Source organism: Polynucleobacter sp. AP-Nickl1-40-C4, assembly GCF_035012665.1.
GTDB lineage: Bacteria > Pseudomonadota > Gammaproteobacteria > Burkholderiales > Burkholderiaceae > Polynucleobacter.
The window spans coordinates 39,713-56,084 of sequence record NZ_JAYGQR010000007.1 but is presented as its reverse complement, the minus strand read 5'-3'; the positions used below and the strand labels follow the sequence as shown (position 1 = coordinate 56,084).

The following is a 16,372-nucleotide window of genomic DNA, read 5'->3' as shown; positions in this document are numbered from 1 at the left end:
TCAATTTCGTACAAACTGACAGAATCTTAGCATAGGGCCTACCTGTCATCAAAATGATATTATTTCTAGATGGAACAAGCCGCTAAAGAAACACTACCAATATCCCTCGAAGACGAAATGCGGCGGTCCTATTTGGACTACGCAATGAGCGTCATCGTCGGCAGAGCCCTGCCAGACGTGCGTGACGGCCTCAAGCCGGTTCACCGCCGGGTCTTATTCGCAATGTATGAATTAAACAACGATTGGAACCGAGCTTACAAAAAATCTGCCCGCATAGTTGGCGATGTAATCGGTAAATACCATCCGCACGGTGATTCTGCGGTGTATGACACGATCGTTCGGATGGCCCAGGACTTCTCTCTGCGCTATATGCTGGTTGATGGGCAGGGTAACTTTGGCTCCGTAGATGGCGATAACGCTGCTGCAATGCGCTATACCGAGATCCGTCTCCGCAAGATAGCTCATGAGCTTTTGGCCGATTTGGACAAGGAAACTGTCGATTTTGGGCCGAATTACGACGGTAGCGAGAAAGAACCCTTGATTCTGCCTGCCAAAGTGCCTAATTTGCTCATAAATGGCAGTTCTGGCATTGCTGTAGGTATGGCGACCAATATCCCCCCTCATAACCTCGATGAGGTGGTTACAGCCTGTTTGCACGTGCTGCACAACCCTGAATGCACAATTGATGAGCTCATTGAGATCATCCCAGCCCCGGATTTCCCAACCGCCGGCATCATTTATGGCGTTCAAGGGGTTCGCGAGGGTTATCGCACTGGCCGCGGCCGTGTGGTTATGCGCGCTAAGACTCACTTTGAAGATTTGGATAAGGGCGCGCGTCAAGCCATCATTGTTGATGAGTTGCCGTACCAGGTAAATAAAAAGAACTTGCTCGAGCGCATCGCTGAGTTAGTGAATGAGAAAAAAGTAGAAGGTATTTCTGATTTGCGTGATGAGTCAGATAAATCTGGTATGCGCGTTGTGATTGAGTTGAAGCGCGGCGAGGTGCCCGAAGTCGTTCTCAATAATTTGTATAAGAGCACTCAGTTACAAGATAACTTCGGCATGAACATGGTGGCCTTGGTAGATAACCAACCACGCTTGTTGAACTTGAAGCAGATGCTTGAGTACTTCTTGCAACACCGTCGCGAAGTAGTGACACGTCGCACGATTTTTGAATTACGCAAAGCTCGTGATCGTGGTCACGTCTTAGAAGGTTTGGCTGTTGCATTGGCAAACATCGATGAGTTCATTGCGCTTATTAAAGCTGCTGCGAACCCAGTGATTGCTAAGCAAGAATTGATGGGCAAAGCTTGGGATTCATCGATGGTGCGTGAGATGTTGGCACGTGCTGAGACAGATACACCAGGCGGCCGTAACGCCTATCGCCCAGAAGGATTGTTGCCTGAGTATGGTATGCAAACTACTGGCTTATATCGTCTCTCTGATAGTCAGGCGCAAGAAATTTTGCAGATGCGCTTGCAACGCTTGACTGGTCTTGAGCAAGACAAGATTGTTAACGAATACAAAGAAGTGATGTCAGAGATTTCTGACTTACTTGATTTGTTAGCAAAGCCAGAGCGTGTCACTCAAGTGATCGAATCCGAGTTGAAAGAAGTTCAAGCGGAGTTTGGTATTGCTGGTGGCGACACAGGTCGTCGCTCATTTATTGAGATGAATGCCACTGAACTCTTCACAGAAGATTTGATTACACCGCAAGACATGGTGGTGACGCTTTCAAATACTGGTTACATGAAGAGTCAGCCACTGAGTGAATACCGCGCACAAAAACGTGGTGGTCGCGGCAAGCAAGCTGCAGCTACTAAGAACGAAGATTGGATTGACACACTCTTCGTTGCGAACACCCATGACATTATTTTGTGCTTCTCCGATCGCGGTCGGATGTATTGGCTCAAAGTTTGGGAAGTGCCGCAAGGTAGTCGCACCTCTCGTGGCAAGCCAATCGTCAATATGTTCCCTCTGATTGAAGGCGAGAAGATCACTGTGATTCTGCCGATCAAGGGCTACCAGGATGATCATTACGTCTTTATGGCTACTAGCTTGGGCACTGTGAAGAAGACTCGCTTGTCTGACTTCTCTAACCCACGTAAGGCCGGCATCATTGCGGTTGACTTGAATGAAAACGACTTCTTAGTTGGCGCAGCGATTACCGATGGTCAGCACGATGTCATGTTGTTCTCTGACGCTGGTAAAGCAGTGCGCTTTGACGAGAACGATGTTCGCCCAATGGGTCGTACCGCACGCGGTGTGCGCGGCATGAACTTAGGTGAAGGTCATCAAGTGATCGCTATGTTGGTTGCTCCAGCAGAAGCTGCAGAAGGTGCTGAAGCGGCTGTGGTTGATGCGGACGGAATTGCAATTCCAAGTAGCGTATTGACAGCTACAGAGAATGGTTACGGTAAGCGTACGCCAATCGCTGAATACACTCGACATGGACGCGGCACAAAGGGCATGATCGCCATTCAGACTTCAGAGCGTAACGGTAAGGTAGTTGCGGCTGCATTGGTATCTCCAGAAGATCAAATTATGTTGATCACTACTGGCGGTATCTTGGTTCGCACGCGTGTTTCTGAAATCCGTGAAATGGGGCGCGCTACTCAAGGCGTTACTTTGATCAATGTGGATGAAGGTACGCGCTTATCAGGTCTGCAGCGTATTGCTGAGAGCGATTCGGACGAAGAAGTTGATGGCGCAGTAGAAGGTGATGTATCTGCTGACCCAACAACCGACTCTAATGACGATACGGCAGGTGACGCTTAAGCGTCACCTTTAGGCTAGACACATCATGACTTTTGACCGCCGCATTTTCAATTTCGCTGCGGGGCCTGCTACCTTGCCTGAAGAGGTGCTGAAGCAGGCTGCCGATGAAATGCTCAATTGGCGTGGACTTGGTACAAGCGTGATGGAAATCAGTCATCGCAGCAAAGAGTTTATGGAAGTGTATGAGGAGGTGGTGCAAGATTTGCGCACCCTCATGAATATTCCTGATAATTATGAAATTTTGCTGTTGCAAGGCGGTGGTCTTGGGCAAAATGCAGCCATCCCCATGAACCTGATGCCTTTGGCCAAGAGCGAACCGAAGGCGGATTACATCGTTACTGGCGTGTGGTCAGAAAAATCCTATAAAGAAGCGCAGAAGTATGGCACTGCAAATTTAGCTGCCTCTTCAGCCGCAGAAAAATTCAATACCATTCCGGCAAGATCAACTTGGAAGTTATCTGGTGATGCTGCTTACGTTCTCTACTGTGCCAATGAAACGATTGGCGGTGTTGAATTCCCAGATGTGCCAGACGTTGGTGATATTCCACTAGTTGCGGATATCTCTAGCAATATTCTTTCTAAAGAAATGGATGTGAACAAGTGCGCCGTTTGGTTTGGTGGTGCGCAAAAGAATATCGGCCCCTCTGGCGTGACGATTGTGATTGTGCGTAAGGATTTAATTGGTCACAGCATGGGCATTACTCCCACGATTTGGGATTGGGCTGTGCAGGCCAATACTCAGTCGATGATCAATACGCCGCCGACATTTTCGATTTATATGGCTGGCCTAGGCTTTAAGTGGCTGCTTAAGCAAGGCGGAGTGAAAGCCATTGCAAAGCGTAATCAAGAAAAAGCGGATTTACTCTATAACTTCTTAGATCAAAGTAGCTTGTATGAGAATCGTGTCACCAAAGAATATCGCTCACGCATGAACGTGACTTTCTTCTTAAAAGATGAGAACCAGAATGCAGAGTTTTTGGCGCAATCAAACGCAGCTGGCTTGGTTGCCTTGCGTGGCCATAAAGCTGCAGGCGGTATGCGTGCCAGCATCTATAACGCAATGCCAATTGAGGGTGTAAAAGCCTTAGTTGAATTTATGCGCGACTTTGAAAGGCGGGCTTAATGAGTACTGAAGAACAGCGCTTAGCACCCTTGCGGGAAAAAATTGATTCATTAGATGCGCAAATATTAGATTTGTTGACTCAGCGTGCTAAAGCAGCGCAAGAGGTTGGGCACATTAAAGGCGGTTTTGCTTCGCCAGTATTTCGTCCAGAACGTGAGCGCCAAGTAGTTGCTCGCCTGCAAGAAATTAATAAAGGCCCGTTGTTGCCAGATGGCATTGCTGCAATTTGGCGTGAAGTCATGTCTGCTTGCAGAGCATTAGAAGCACGTCAAACCATTGCGTATCTTGGCCCAGTTGGAACATTCTCTGAGCAAGCTGCGCAAACTTATTTTGGTCATTCCATTGCTGGATTGCCTTGTGCCAGTTTGGATGAGGTTTTTAAAGCAGTAGAGAAGGGCGCGGCACAATTTGGCGTAGTGCCTGTTGAGAATTCTAATGAAGGTGCGATTTCTCGCACATTGGATTTATTGCTCGACTCTTCTATGCGTATTAGCGGCGAAGTCGTATTGCCAATTCGTCATCACTTGTTGACTAAGAGCGGTAACTTGGATGGTGTAACCACCGTTTGCGCTCATGCTCAAGCATTGGCGCAGTGCCAGCAATGGTTAAGCGTGCACGCTCCACAACTCAAGCGTCAAGCGGTGAGTAGTAATGCGGAAGCAGCTCGCATGGCGGCAAGTGATCCTACTCTGGCTGCAATTGCTGGTGATCCCGCTCAAGAAGCTTATGGCTTGCAAGCAGTGGCTGCACAGATTCAGGATGATCCGCATAATCGCACCCGTTTTGTTGTGGTTGGTAACTACGCCTGCCAGCCAACCGGTAAAGATCAGACCTCTTTGGTGCTCTCTGTTGATAACCAGCCTGGTGCCGTTCATCGCTTATTAGCGCCTTTGGCAACGCATAGTGTCTCTATGAATCGCTTCGAATCTCGTCCTGCACGCAAAGGTACTTGGGAATATCACTTCTATATTGACATTGCTGGTCATGCAGATGATGCGAAAGTGGTGAAGGCGCTTGAAGAGTTAAAAGGGGTTGCAGCTTTCTATAAGAACCTTGGCTCGTATCCTCACTCTACCTAATCCAAGATTAACTGTAACTAACTGTGTATTAGTAAATAAATTAGTAAAGCTCGAATGACTTCTAAGATTGGCTTAAAACATATTCATGCGATCGCCCCTTATGTTGGTGGTCGCCCTATCAGCGAAGTTGCGCGTGAGTATGGCCTTGATGAAAATAAAATTGTGAAGCTAGCCTCCAATGAAAATCCATTAGGCATGCCAAAGTCCGCACAAGATGCAATGCTCAAGGCTGCAGGTGACTTAGGCCGCTACCCAGATTCCAATGGATTTGAGTTAAAGAATGTTTTAGCCGATCGATTGGGTGTGCCAACAGACTGGATTACCTTAGGTAATGGCAGTAACGATATTCTGGAATTGGCTGCCCGTGCAGTGGCGCAAGCGGGCGATGAAGTGATCTTCTCAAAGCATGCCTTTGCTGTTTATCCCTTAGCCACTCAGGCTGTTGGCGCTAAGGCAATTGAAGTGGCTGCTACGGATATTTATGGCCACGACCTACCAGCCATGTTGGCGGCAATTAAAGCATCTGGCGACAAGGCAAAGTTGGTATTTGTGGCTAATCCCAATAATCCTACTGGTAGTTATTTGACAGCTAAAGAGATTGAAGACTTTTTAGTTGCAGTTCCATCAAATGTAGTTGTTGTACTTGATGAAGCATATAACGAGTACCTCACGCCTGAGCAACGCTACGATGCCATTGCTTGGGTAAAGCGCTTCCCTAATATGATTTTGTCGCGCAGTTTCTCCAAGGCTTATGGTTTAGCCGGTCTGCGCATTGGTTATGGGGTTGCACAACCGCATTTAACTGATCTACTGAATCGTATTCGTCAGCCATTTAATGTGAATAGTCTAGCCCAGGCTGCTGCTATTGCAGCCTTTCAGGACAAAGAATTTTTGCAGCAAGGTTTTGAACTCAATCGTGCTGGCTATGCCCAGCTCACCAAAGCTTTCGATGAACTAGGCTTACGCTATCTGACGTCTGCAGGCAACTTTGTACTCGTTAAGGTGGGTGATGATGACCAAGCTGGTGCTCGCATTAATTTGGAATTACTTAAGCGCGGCATTATTGTTCGCCCAGTGGGTAACTACGGCTTGCCACAATGGTTGCGTATCTCGATTGGTTTGCCAGAAGAAAATGCAGCCTTCATTGCCGCTTTAAAAGAAATACTGTCCTAATGACCATCATTAATCCAGCAAGTAATTACGGTACCGTCACCATCGTTGGTGTTGGTTTGATTGGTGCCTCATTGGGTTTGGCACTCAAGCAGGCGGGTGTGGTGACAAAAGTTTTGGGCGTAGGTCGTAGCAAAGAAAATTTAGATCAAGCGCAAAAGATGGGTGCGATTGATGGTGTGGTGGATTTGGTTGAGGCAGCCAAGCAATCTGATGTCATCGTACTTTGTGTGCCCGTAGCGCAAATGCGCGCTGCATTTGAAATGATGGAGCCACATCTTGAGCCTCGCACCATGATTACCGATGCCGGCAGCACTAAAGGCGATGTGATTTTGGCTGCCAAGGAGGTGTTGGGTAAGAAGGCATGTCAATTTGTGCCGGCTCATCCGATTGCAGGCGGCGCTCAGCACGGGGCCAGTGCGGCTAAGGCAGATTTATTTCAAGGTAAGCAAACCATTATTTGTCCTTTGCAGGAAAACTCACCAGAAGATACCTCTTTGATCACGGGTTTTTGGGAATCCGTTGGTTCTGAGGTGAAAAAGATTGGTGTTGTACAACATGATGCGATTTATGCAGCAGTTTCGCATCTGCCTCATATCTTGTCTTATGCCTTAATGGCTAGCGTAGTGAATTCTGAAGACGCTGATCAAAAGCTTAGTCATGTGGGTGCTGGCTTTAAAGATTTCACCCGTATTGCAGCTTCAAGTCCCGAGATGTGGCGCGACATTTGCTTAGGTAATCGCACTGCAATTCTGAAAGAGTTAGATCAGTATCTGTTGATTGTGAGTCATATGCGTAAACTGATTGCTGAGAACGATGGCCCTGGATTAGAAAAATTATTCAATAAGGCGAGTAAAGCGCGTCAAGATTTGGATGTACTTTGATGAGTGGTTTGCCAGATATTAGTATTGGTCCATTCAAGCGAGCCCAAGGCTCGATTGTTTTGCCAGGGTCTAAGAGTATTTCAAATCGGGCATTGCTACTTGCAGCCCTTTCCAGTGGCACAACCACTCTCAAGAATTTATTAGATGCAGATGACACTCAAGTCATGCGCAGTGCCTTGCGTCAATTAGGATTGTCCTTTACCGATCAACCTAATCAAGTATGCGTAGTCGAGGGTTGTGGTGGTAAGTTCCCGGTGCAGGAGGCGGACCTCTTTATGGGTAATGCCGGCACTGCGATGCGTCCATTAACCGCAGCTTTAGCAATGCAAGGTGGTAACTATCGTTTATCTGGTGTTGCCCGCATGCATGAGCGACCAATACGGGATTTGGTGGATGGTTTACGTCAAGTGGGCGCAAAGATCGACTATGAATTGCAGGAAGGCTATCCACCGATCAGAATATCCGCTGCAGCGATTCGGATTAAAGATGTTGTTAAAGTGCGCGGCGATGTATCAAGCCAATTTTTAACTGCATTGCTCATGGCCTTGCCTTTGGTTGCGATGGAGCCGGTACGTATTGAGGTAATTGGAGAACTCATCTCACGTCCGTATATCGATATCACTTTGAAACTGATGGCGCGCTTTGGCGTGACGGTTGCTTGCCCCGATAAACAGTCATTCATTATTCCTGCAAAACATTCGGATTCTGTGTACAAGAGTCCTGGTCAGTTATCTGTTGAGGGCGATGCTTCATCAGCCTCTTATTTCCTGGCTCTTGGTGCTATTGGCGCTGGTCCCATAAAAGTTCTTGGCGTTGGTAAGGATAGTATTCAAGGTGATGTGGCTTTTGCTGATGCACTTGCGCTTATGGGTGCCAAGATCAATGCTGGTGAAGATTGGATCGAAGTATCTGGTGTGAAAAATGCCAATGGCAAGCTTAATGGCATCACCATTGATTGCACTGAAATTCCGGATGCTGCGATGACCTTGGCTGTTGCTGCTTTGTTTGCAGAAGGCCCAACGCGTTTAAACAATATTGCTAGCTGGCGCGTTAAAGAAACAGATCGCATTGCGGCAATGGCAAAAGAATTGAAAAAAGTTGGTGCAATCGTTGAAGAAGGTGCTGACTATATTGTTGTGCAAGCCCCTGCATTACCCGGTGATTGGAAGTCTCCGATTGAAGGTATTGATACCTATGATGACCATCGCATGGCCATGTGCTTCTCACTTGCTGCATTTGGCCCAAATGCACTCAAGATCAATGACCCTAATTGCGTAGCAAAAACCTTCCCGACTTACTTCACAGAGTTTGCAAAGGTAGTGAACTAAGTTCATGAGCTCTTTCCCAGTCATTGCTATTGATGGTCCAACTGCTTCGGGCAAAGGTACGGTTGCCTCACTCGTTGCAGAAAAGCTGGGCTTTCATTATTTGGATAGTGGCGCCCTCTATCGCTTAGTGGCTTTAGCTAGCGAAAAAAAGGGAATTAACGTTGAAAATGGCCTAGAACTTGGACTTTTAGTCCCTAAGTTATTGATTTTATTCAAAAATGGGCGAATTTTGCTAAATGGCGAGGATGTCACAGATGCTATTCGTACTGAAAGTATGGGTTTAAGGGCCTCCGCTTTAGCCATCCACCCTGAGGTGAGATCCGCTTTGGTGGGCCTGCAACGCAGTTTTCGTCAATCTCCTGGGTTGGTAGCCGATGGCAGGGATATGGCAAGTGTCATATTCCCAGACGCCGTTTTGAAGGTTTTCTTGACTGCAACGGCAGCTGCCAGAGCCGAGCGTCGCTATAAGCAATTGATAGCTAAGGGAATTTCTGCTAAACTTGAGGACTTGCTGCAAGATTTGCAGGAGCGCGATGCTAGAGACAGTAGTCGAGGTACCGCACCCTTGTTAGTTGCAGATGGTGCAAAAGTGCTTGAGACATCGAATTTGTCGATAGATCAAGCAGTTAAGACAGTTTTGGATTGGTATCAATCTGCGATTGCTTAGTTTGTAGTTGTTTTAGCAGTGAGTTGTAAGCAGTAGTTTTTGGTGTCTTAAGAAACTCCACAACGCGACTTTTCATTAGCGTGTTTCTTGAAGACTTTTTCAATCTAACCCGTCAGGCCTTCTGACGGCACAAAGTGAATACACATGTCTGAATCATTTGCAGAACTATTTGAAGAATCATTAACCCGATCGAATATGAAGACCGGCCAAGTTATTTCGGCTGAAGTTCTCCGCATCGACCATAACTTCGTCGTTGTTAACGCTGGCTTAAAGTCTGAAGCGTTTATTCCTGTTGAAGAATTCCATAACGACGCTGGCGAGATTGAAGTAGCTCCTGGCGATTTCGTTTCTGTTGCTATTGACGCTCTTGAGAACGGCTATGGCGACACCATCCTCTCCCGTGATAAAGCGAAACGCTTGGCATCATGGATGAACTTGGAAAAAGCGCTTGAGCAAGCTGAGATCGTTACTGGTACTGTTACTGGTAAGGTTAAAGGCGGCTTGACTGTCATGGTTAACGGTATCCGCGCATTCTTGCCTGGATCACTCGTTGATACACGCCCAATCAAAGACACCAGCCCTTACGAAGGTAAGACGATGGAGTTCAAGGTTATCAAGCTTGACCGTAAGCGTAACAACGTAGTGTTGTCACGTCGTGCAGTGGTGGAAGCTAGCCAAGGTGAAGAGCGTGCTAAGTTGATGTCTAACCTTAAAGAAGGTGCAGTTGTTACTGGCCTCGTTAAGAACATCACAGATTACGGCGCGTTCGTTGACCTCGGTGGTATCGATGGCCTCTTGCACATTACTGACTTGGCATGGCGTCGTGTGCGTCACCCAAGCGAGATGTTGACTGTTGGTCAAGAAGTTACTGCGAAGATTTTGAAGTTCGATCAAGAAAAGAACCGTGTTTCACTCGGCGTGAAACAACTTGGTGATGATCCATGGGTTGGTATCGCTCGTCGTTACCCACCAAACACCCGTTTATTCGGCAAAGTAACTAACCTGACTGATTACGGCGCATTCGTTGAAATCGAATCTGGTATCGAAGGTTTGGTACACGTTTCCGAAATGGACTGGACTAACAAGAACGTTGCTCCAAGCAAGGCTACTGCATTAGGAACCGAAGTTGAAGTAATGGTTCTGGACATTGATGAAGACAAGCGTCGTATCAGCTTGGGCATTAAACAGTGCAAAGCTAATCCATGGGAAGAGTTTTCACGTGCCCAACAAAAAGGCGATAAGTTAACTGGCGCAATCAAGTCTATTACTGACTTTGGTGTGTTCATTGGTTTGCCTGGCGGTATCGACGGTTTAGTTCATCTCTCAGACATTTCATGGAATGAGCCAGGCGAAGAAGCTGTTAAGAAATACAAAAAAGGTGATGAAGTTGAAGCCACTGTATTGGCAATTGATGTTGAGAAAGAGCGCATCTCTCTCGGTATTAAGCAATTGTCTGGTGACCCATTCAACAACTACACATCTGTCAGCGACAAGGGTAGCCTCGTAACTGGTACTGTGAAAGCGGTTGATGCTAAGGGTGCAACTATTCACTTGGCTGATGAAGTTGAAGCTTACTTACGTGCTTCTGAGATCTCAACAGATCGCGTTGAAGATGCACGTAATGTATTGAAAGAAGGCGATAGCGTTACTGCAATGATCATTAATATTGATCGTAAGTCACGCGTTATCAATCTTTCAATCAAAGCAAAAGACAGCTCTGATCAACAAGATGCAATGAGCAAGCTCCAAGGTGATGCGCAGTCTGGCACAACCAATTTGGGTGCTTTGTTAAAAGCAAAATTGGACAATCAAGGCTAAATCAATATCGCCGCTTTCCATTAGGGGAGCGGCGATTTTTTATTGATAGATCATGACAGATCAAGAGCAACAAGCAATCACCCGCTCCGAACTAGTGGAGAGCCTCGCGGAACAGTTTCCGCAGCTTCTGCCTAGGGACGTAGAGTTGGCGGTGAAAACTTTGCTAGATACAATGACTCATGCTTTGGCTGAGGGTAAGCGCATTGAACTGCGCGGCGTGGGAAGTTTTGTACTTCACCATCGTCCTGCGCGTACTGGTCGCAATCCAAAGTCTGGTGAGAAAGTATTGATTCCAGAAAAACGCGTTCCACACTTTAAGCCTGGCAAAGAGTTGCGTGAGCGAGTAGATTACAAGCCTTTGAAGCAGGCGGGCCCCAAAGAGGGTTCTGGTGCCTAAGATTCAGGCTCAACCTCAGTGGTCCATTCGGGCCATTTTTTTATTTAAATTCTGCGCACAATGATTCAGATAGCTACCGCTTGGTTATTGTTACTGCCGGTGATGTTTGGTATCGGTTGGTTAGCTGCACGCTGGGATTTGCGTCTTGAAAATCGCATGGATGAACGTGAGCGTATGCGTCAGCAGCGCTCTACCTTTAAAGGTTTGAGTCTTTTGCTCAACGAGCAACCTGATCAAGCGATTGAAACCTTAGTCAAAATTGCGCAATTAGATCCAGAGACTATTGAATTACATTTCTCATTAGGTAATTTATTTCGTCGCCGTGGTGAGACGGAGCGTGCTATTCGCATTCATCAACACCTGGCAAATCGCGATGATTTAAAGCCCCGCGATCGTGATCATGCTGCCTATGAGTTGGGCCGTGACTTTTTGCGGGCAGGTTTGCTTGACCGCGCAGAAGCCTCCCTAAATCGAGTGGGTGATGGCAAATATGCTGAGCCTGCAAAAGAGAGCTTGTTGGAGATGTATCAGATTGAGCATGATTGGAAAAAAGCCATCATTGCTGCAGGTGAGCTTGAAGGTCTGCAAGGTAAATCGCACCATACTGAAATTGCTCAATTTCACTGCGAGCTTGGTCAAGAGGCCTTGCGTCGCAAAGACTTGGTTGAGGCGGAGCAGTCCATCCAGCGCGCTCTGCAGGCTGTCCCGAATCATGCACGTGCTTTGATTTTGCAAGGCGATTACTTAATGGCGATGGATCGTCCCGCTCAAGCAATTGAGGCATGGAGTGTGATTGCTAGTTCTCACCCTGCTTATATGCATTTGTTGGCCGATCGTTGGATGCTTGCTCACGCAGCAGTTAATAAAGAGAGTGAGGGTTTAGATCGCCTCTGTGAATTGTTAAAAACTCAAGCCACTGGTGAGTTGCTCGATATTGTGCATAAGCACCTGATGAAAATTCGTGGTCCACAGGCAGCAAATGCGATGTTGTCTGATGTGATGCAGCATTCGCCGACTTTGATTGCTTTGTCTAAGATGGCTGAAACTCGCCTTGCATTGGAAGAAGGTAGTGCCAGCCCAGAAAGACTTTTGGAATTACAGTCCATTCTGAATCTTTTGCGTCAGCGTACCACCAGCCTAGCTCGCTACACTTGTGGTAATTGCGGATTTAGAGCGAGAAGATTTTATTGGCAATGTCCTGGCTGTAATCATTGGGAGGCATACTCCCCGAGACGGAGTGAGGGTGCGGCACCTAGCGGCCCTTCCATGTAAAGATTTGGAGAGAAATTGAAAGTCACCATCATCGGCAGCGGTTACGTAGGTCTAGTGACAGGCGCATGCCTAGCTGAGCAGGGTAATAATGTCTTTTGTGTCGATGTCGATTCCAAAAAGATCGAGATTCTCAACTCTGGCGGCGTTCCTATTTATGAGCCTGGTCTCAAAGAGATGATTGAGCGTAACCGCGCTGCAGGTCGTTTGCAGTTCTCTACTGATATTGCTGCCTCAGTTGCTCATGGTGAAATTCAATTTATTGCAGTAGGTACACCTCCCGATGAAGATGGCTCAGCTGACTTGCAATACGTCGTGGCGGCAGCGCGCAATATTGGTCGTCATATGACTACCCCTAAAGTGATTGTCGATAAATCCACCGTGCCAGTGGGTACCGCTGAAAAAGTTCAAGCAGCCATCACTGAAGAGCTAGAAAAAAGAAACTTATCGCCAGAACTGTGTTCAGTAGTCTCTAACCCAGAGTTCCTCAAAGAAGGTGCTGCTGTAGAAGACTTTATGCGCCCAGACCGCATTGTGATCGGTACAGAAAGTACCCTCGCAGGATTGCACGCCAAAGAGCAAATGCGCAAGCTCTACGCCCCTTTTAATCGTCACCATGAGCGGACGTACTACATGGATGTCAAAAGTGCGGAGCTCACGAAATACGCAGCCAATGCGATGTTGGCTACTCGCATCTCCTTTATGAACGAATTAGCGAACTTAGCTGACTTAGTAGGCGCTGATATTGAAGCAGTGCGTCAAGGTATTGGTTCGGACTCACGCATTGGTTATGGCTTTTTGTACTCAGGTACTGGTTATGGTGGCTCTTGCTTCCCCAAAGATGTGTCTGCCTTATCAAAGACTGCGAAAGAGCATGGCAGGGATCTGAAGATTTTGGATGCTGTAGAAGCCGTCAATGAATTGCAAAAGTACATCTTGGTCGAAAAGATCGAAAAGCGCTTTGGTAAAGACCTCAAGGGTATGAAGTTTGCACTCTGGGGCTTGGCCTTTAAACCGAATACCGACGATATGCGTGAAGCGCCCAGTCGCGTCATTATTCAAGAATTAGTTAAACGTGGTGCTCAGGTAGTTGCCCATGATCCAGTCGCCATGCCTGAAGCAGGCCATGCCCTGGAGATTGACTTTAATGGCAACCCAGATGGGCGTAAGCAGGTATCAATGACTGAAAGTCCTATGGCAGCCCTAGATGATGCCGATGCTCTAGTCATTGTGACGGAGTGGAAGGCCTTTAGAAGCCCAGATTTTGAGCAAGTGATGGAAAAACTCAAGCGTCCAGTGATCTTTGATGGCCGCAACCTGTATGAGCCAGCTGCTATGCAAGAATTAGGTATTGAGTACCATGGTATTGGTAGACATAATTAAAGTAGATGCAAATGGAAAAAGCAAATCGCGAACAGTTTTCTAAAGCCCGCTTATTAGTAGTCGGTGATGTCATGCTAGATCGCTATTGGTTTGGCGATACCAATCGCATTTCTCCTGAGGCGCCAGTGCCAGTAGTGCAGGTAGGCAAGATTGACGAACGTCTTGGTGGCGCTGCTAATGTAGCTCGTAACGTAGCTGCGCTCGATGCTAAAGCAACTATTCTCGGTATTGTTGGTGATGATGAACCTGGCAAGCGTGTAGTTGAGCTATTAAAAGCCGGTGGTGTGGATAGTCAATTAGAAATTGATGCAGATGTTCCCACCATTGTGAAACTCCGTGTAATTGCTCGTCAGCAACAACTCATTCGCTTGGACTTCGAAGAAACCCCAAGTGCAAAAGCGCTTGCTCATAAATTGGAGCGTTTTGAAAAGCTTGTTGGTGCTGCTGACGTAGTAATACTTTCCGATTACGGCAAAGGTGCATTGGGCCAAGTAGCTCATATGATTGAGCAGGCTAGAGCACAAAACAAAATGATCCTGGTTGACCCTAAGGGCGAAGACTATGAGAAGTATCGTGGCGCTACTGTTTTAACGCCCAACCGTAGTGAATTACGTCAAGTGGTTGGTCAGTGGACTAGCGAAGAAGATTTGACTAAGAAAGCCCAAAATCTTAGAAAGTCTCTTGACTTACAAGCCCTGCTCCTAACGCGTTCCGAGGATGGAATGAGTCTATATACTGAATCCGGCGTGAGTCATGTTAAAGCGCAGGCACGTGAGGTATTTGATGTATCTGGTGCTGGCGATACTGTGATTGCAACATTGGCTGTGGCATTAGCTGCGAAGTGGCCTTTAGAAAAAGCCATGGCGCTTGCAAACCGCGCTGGTAGCATCGTCGTTGGCAAGTTGGGAACTGCTACCGTTACTTCAGAGGAATTACAGTGACTATTATCGTAACCGGCGCAGCTGGATTTATTGGAGCAAACATCGTTCAAGCGCTCAATATGCGTGGCGAGAAAAATATCATTGCAGTAGATGATCTTCGTCCTGCAGATAAATATCGCAATCTTGCTGATTTGGATATCATTGATTACCTCGATAAAGATGAGTTTTTAGAAGCATTTAGAAGTGGACGCTTTGGAAAAGTTAGGGCTGTGTTCCATGAAGGAGCTTGCTCCGACACCATGGAAACAGATGGTATTTTCATGATGGCGAACAACTATCGCTACACCATGGATTTATTGGATATCTGTACTGAGCAAAAAGTACAACTCCTCTATGCTTCTTCTGCTGCAACTTATGGAGGCTCGGACGTATTTGTAGAAAGTCGTGAGCATGAGAAGCCTCTTAATATTTATGGTTACTCTAAGTTCTTATTCGATCAAGTCATGCGTAAGCGCTTTGCTGAAAAAGCCAATGCGGCACAGGTTGTAGGCTTTCGTTACTTCAATGTCTATGGTCCGCGTGAATCACATAAGGGCCGCATGGCTTCGGTTGCCTTTCATCAATATCACCAATACAAAGTTAATGGTCATGTAAAGCTGTTTGGTGAGTACGGTGGTTATGCGCCTGGTGAGCAAAGTCGCGACTTTGTATCGGTTGAAGATGTAGTCAAAGTAAACCTATTCTTCTTAGATCATCCAGAAATCAGTGGCATCTTTAATTTGGGTAGTGGTCGTGCGCAACCTTTTAATGATGTCGCCCACGCTGTAGCTAATTCCATGCGTAAGCTTGATAAAGCAGCGCCCGCAACTCTACAAGAGCTAGTCAAAGAAAAAGCGATTGAGTACATTCCATTTCCGGATGCACTCAAAGGTAAATACCAGTGCTTTACTCAAGCTGATCTCACCAAACTTAGAGCGGCTGGCTATATGGAACCCTTCCTCAATGTAGAGCAGGGCGTAGGAAAATATATTGAGTGGTTGGAGGCCAATGCTGGTTTTCTGGCTAACCCCTTGTAAGTCAGTCAACAAAAGTAGTTTCTCCTCGTTGTAAACGATCCACGCGCACTTTGTGTCCGTGGATTTTTTATTTACTACAGGAGAGAAGATGGGAAAAAATTTAACTTTAGGTAGAGTTCAGGCTTTAGTTAGAGCAGTAGCACTAGCATTATCTGTATTGGTATTGGGTTCTGGGGCGGCTTACGCTTCGCCCATTAATGTCAATACTGCCACTCAAACCGAGCTTGAGAGCATTAAGGGTATTGGCCCCGCTAAGGCAAAAACCATTATTGCTGAACGTTTGGATGGCGGCCATTTTCAGGATGCTAATGATCTGCAGAAGCGGGTTCGTGGCATTGGTATGAAATCAGTCGAAAAAATGGTCGATAACGGATTAACCATTGAAGCACCGAGCTCTTTTCGGGAGCCCAATGGCCGCACGAAGAAAGAGGGTGGAGCATCTGGCCGACGCCATTCTCGTAATCAAGCTAGCCCTCGCAATCAGCAGGAGCGTTCGGGATCAGGTCGCAGAAATTAAAC

13 protein-coding genes and 1 pseudogene are annotated in these 16,372 nt (G+C 46.9%); all 14 read left to right on the top strand.

Annotation, left to right across the window (positions count from 1 at the left end):
- Positions 1–69: 69 nt before the first annotated feature.
- The 14 genes and pseudogenes from gyrA to VC182_RS08640 all read left to right on the top strand — a co-directional run bounded on the left by gyrA (position 70) and on the right by VC182_RS08640 (position 16,370).
- Entirely contained in the window at positions 70–2,778 is a 2,709-nt protein-coding gene (gene gyrA, locus VC182_RS08705; protein WP_323485073.1) for a DNA gyrase subunit A, read from the top strand.
- 25 nt (positions 2,779–2,803) lie between these two features.
- The gene (gene serC, locus VC182_RS08700) at positions 2,804–3,901 is read left to right on the top strand and encodes a 3-phosphoserine/phosphohydroxythreonine transaminase (RefSeq protein ID WP_323485072.1); all 1,098 of its coding nucleotides are present in this window, start codon (positions 2,804–2,806) and stop codon (positions 3,899–3,901) included.
- Positions 3,901–4,980 carry a prephenate dehydratase gene (gene pheA, locus VC182_RS08695; RefSeq protein WP_323485071.1) on the top strand — a complete coding sequence of 360 codons (1,080 nt, stop codon included), beginning with the start codon at positions 3,901–3,903 and terminating at the stop codon, positions 4,978–4,980. The genes serC and pheA overlap by 1 nt, the downstream gene beginning before the upstream one ends.
- A 54-nt stretch (positions 4,981–5,034) precedes the next feature.
- Positions 5,035–6,153 carry a histidinol-phosphate transaminase gene (hisC, locus tag VC182_RS08690; protein WP_216122671.1) on the top strand — a complete coding sequence of 373 codons (1,119 nt, stop codon included), beginning with the start codon at positions 5,035–5,037 and terminating at the stop codon, positions 6,151–6,153.
- Positions 6,153–7,034 (top strand): prephenate dehydrogenase, encoded by an 882-nt coding sequence (locus VC182_RS08685; RefSeq protein WP_323485070.1) that lies wholly within the window; start codon positions 6,153–6,155, stop codon positions 7,032–7,034. Before hisC ends, VC182_RS08685 begins: the two co-directional genes overlap by 1 nt.
- Before the next feature lie 8 nt (positions 7,035–7,042).
- On the top strand, positions 7,043–8,362 hold the full coding sequence (gene aroA, locus VC182_RS08680; protein WP_216122687.1) for a 3-phosphoshikimate 1-carboxyvinyltransferase: 1,320 nt from the start codon (positions 7,043–7,045) through the stop codon (positions 8,360–8,362).
- Between the two features lie 4 nt (positions 8,363–8,366).
- Positions 8,367–9,029, top strand: coding sequence for a (d)CMP kinase (gene cmk / locus VC182_RS08675; protein WP_072583668.1), 663 nt, complete (start codon positions 8,367–8,369; stop codon positions 9,027–9,029).
- A 144-nt stretch (positions 9,030–9,173) separates the two neighbouring features.
- The gene (rpsA, locus tag VC182_RS08670) at positions 9,174–10,847 is read left to right on the top strand and encodes a 30S ribosomal protein S1 (RefSeq protein ID WP_072583667.1); all 1,674 of its coding nucleotides are present in this window, start codon (positions 9,174–9,176) and stop codon (positions 10,845–10,847) included.
- Positions 10,848–10,899: 52 nt separating this feature from the next.
- Positions 10,900–11,238 (top strand): annotated as a pseudogene (locus VC182_RS08665) (integration host factor subunit beta); the annotation flags it as partial.
- 66 nt (positions 11,239–11,304) lie between these two features.
- Positions 11,305–12,516 (top strand): lipopolysaccharide assembly protein LapB, encoded by a 1,212-nt coding sequence (lapB, locus tag VC182_RS08660; RefSeq protein WP_323485069.1) that lies wholly within the window; start codon positions 11,305–11,307, stop codon positions 12,514–12,516.
- Positions 12,517–12,531: 15 nt separating this feature from the next.
- Positions 12,532–13,896: a UDP-glucose/GDP-mannose dehydrogenase family protein gene (locus VC182_RS08655; protein WP_323485068.1), complete on the top strand. Its 1,365-nt coding sequence runs from the start codon at positions 12,532–12,534 to the stop codon at positions 13,894–13,896.
- An 11-nt stretch (positions 13,897–13,907) separates the two neighbouring features.
- Positions 13,908–14,837, top strand: a complete 930-nt coding sequence (gene rfaE1 / locus VC182_RS08650) for a D-glycero-beta-D-manno-heptose-7-phosphate kinase (RefSeq protein ID WP_216122660.1) — start codon at positions 13,908–13,910, stop codon at positions 14,835–14,837.
- Positions 14,834–15,853 (top strand): ADP-glyceromanno-heptose 6-epimerase, encoded by a 1,020-nt coding sequence (gene rfaD, locus VC182_RS08645; protein WP_323485067.1) that lies wholly within the window; start codon positions 14,834–14,836, stop codon positions 15,851–15,853. Before rfaE1 ends, rfaD begins: the two co-directional genes overlap by 4 nt.
- Before the next feature lie 88 nt (positions 15,854–15,941).
- Positions 15,942–16,370, top strand: a complete 429-nt coding sequence (locus tag VC182_RS08640) for a ComEA family DNA-binding protein (RefSeq protein ID WP_323485066.1) — start codon at positions 15,942–15,944, stop codon at positions 16,368–16,370.
- The last annotated feature ends 2 nt before the right edge of the window (positions 16,371–16,372 follow it).

What these genes read in the sequence shown, in the direction of transcription:
- rfaE1 (WP_216122660.1), top strand. Translation starts at nt 13,908, where the DNA reads ATGGAAAAAGCAAATCGCGAACAGTTTTCTAAAGCCCGCTTATTAGTA.
- pheA (WP_323485071.1), top strand. Translation starts at nt 3,901, where the DNA reads ATGAGTACTGAAGAACAGCGCTTAGCACCCTTGCGGGAAAAAATTGAT.
- VC182_RS08685 (WP_323485070.1), top strand. Translation starts at nt 6,153, where the DNA reads ATGACCATCATTAATCCAGCAAGTAATTACGGTACCGTCACCATCGTT.
- cmk (WP_072583668.1), top strand. Translation starts at nt 8,367, where the DNA reads ATGAGCTCTTTCCCAGTCATTGCTATTGATGGTCCAACTGCTTCGGGC.
- VC182_RS08640 (WP_323485066.1), top strand. Translation starts at nt 15,942, where the DNA reads ATGGGAAAAAATTTAACTTTAGGTAGAGTTCAGGCTTTAGTTAGAGCA.
- hisC (WP_216122671.1), top strand. Translation starts at nt 5,035, where the DNA reads ATGACTTCTAAGATTGGCTTAAAACATATTCATGCGATCGCCCCTTAT.
- lapB (WP_323485069.1), top strand. Translation starts at nt 11,305, where the DNA reads ATGATTCAGATAGCTACCGCTTGGTTATTGTTACTGCCGGTGATGTTT.
- rpsA (WP_072583667.1), top strand. Translation starts at nt 9,174, where the DNA reads ATGTCTGAATCATTTGCAGAACTATTTGAAGAATCATTAACCCGATCG.
- gyrA (WP_323485073.1), top strand. Translation starts at nt 70, where the DNA reads ATGGAACAAGCCGCTAAAGAAACACTACCAATATCCCTCGAAGACGAA.
- serC (WP_323485072.1), top strand. Translation starts at nt 2,804, where the DNA reads ATGACTTTTGACCGCCGCATTTTCAATTTCGCTGCGGGGCCTGCTACC.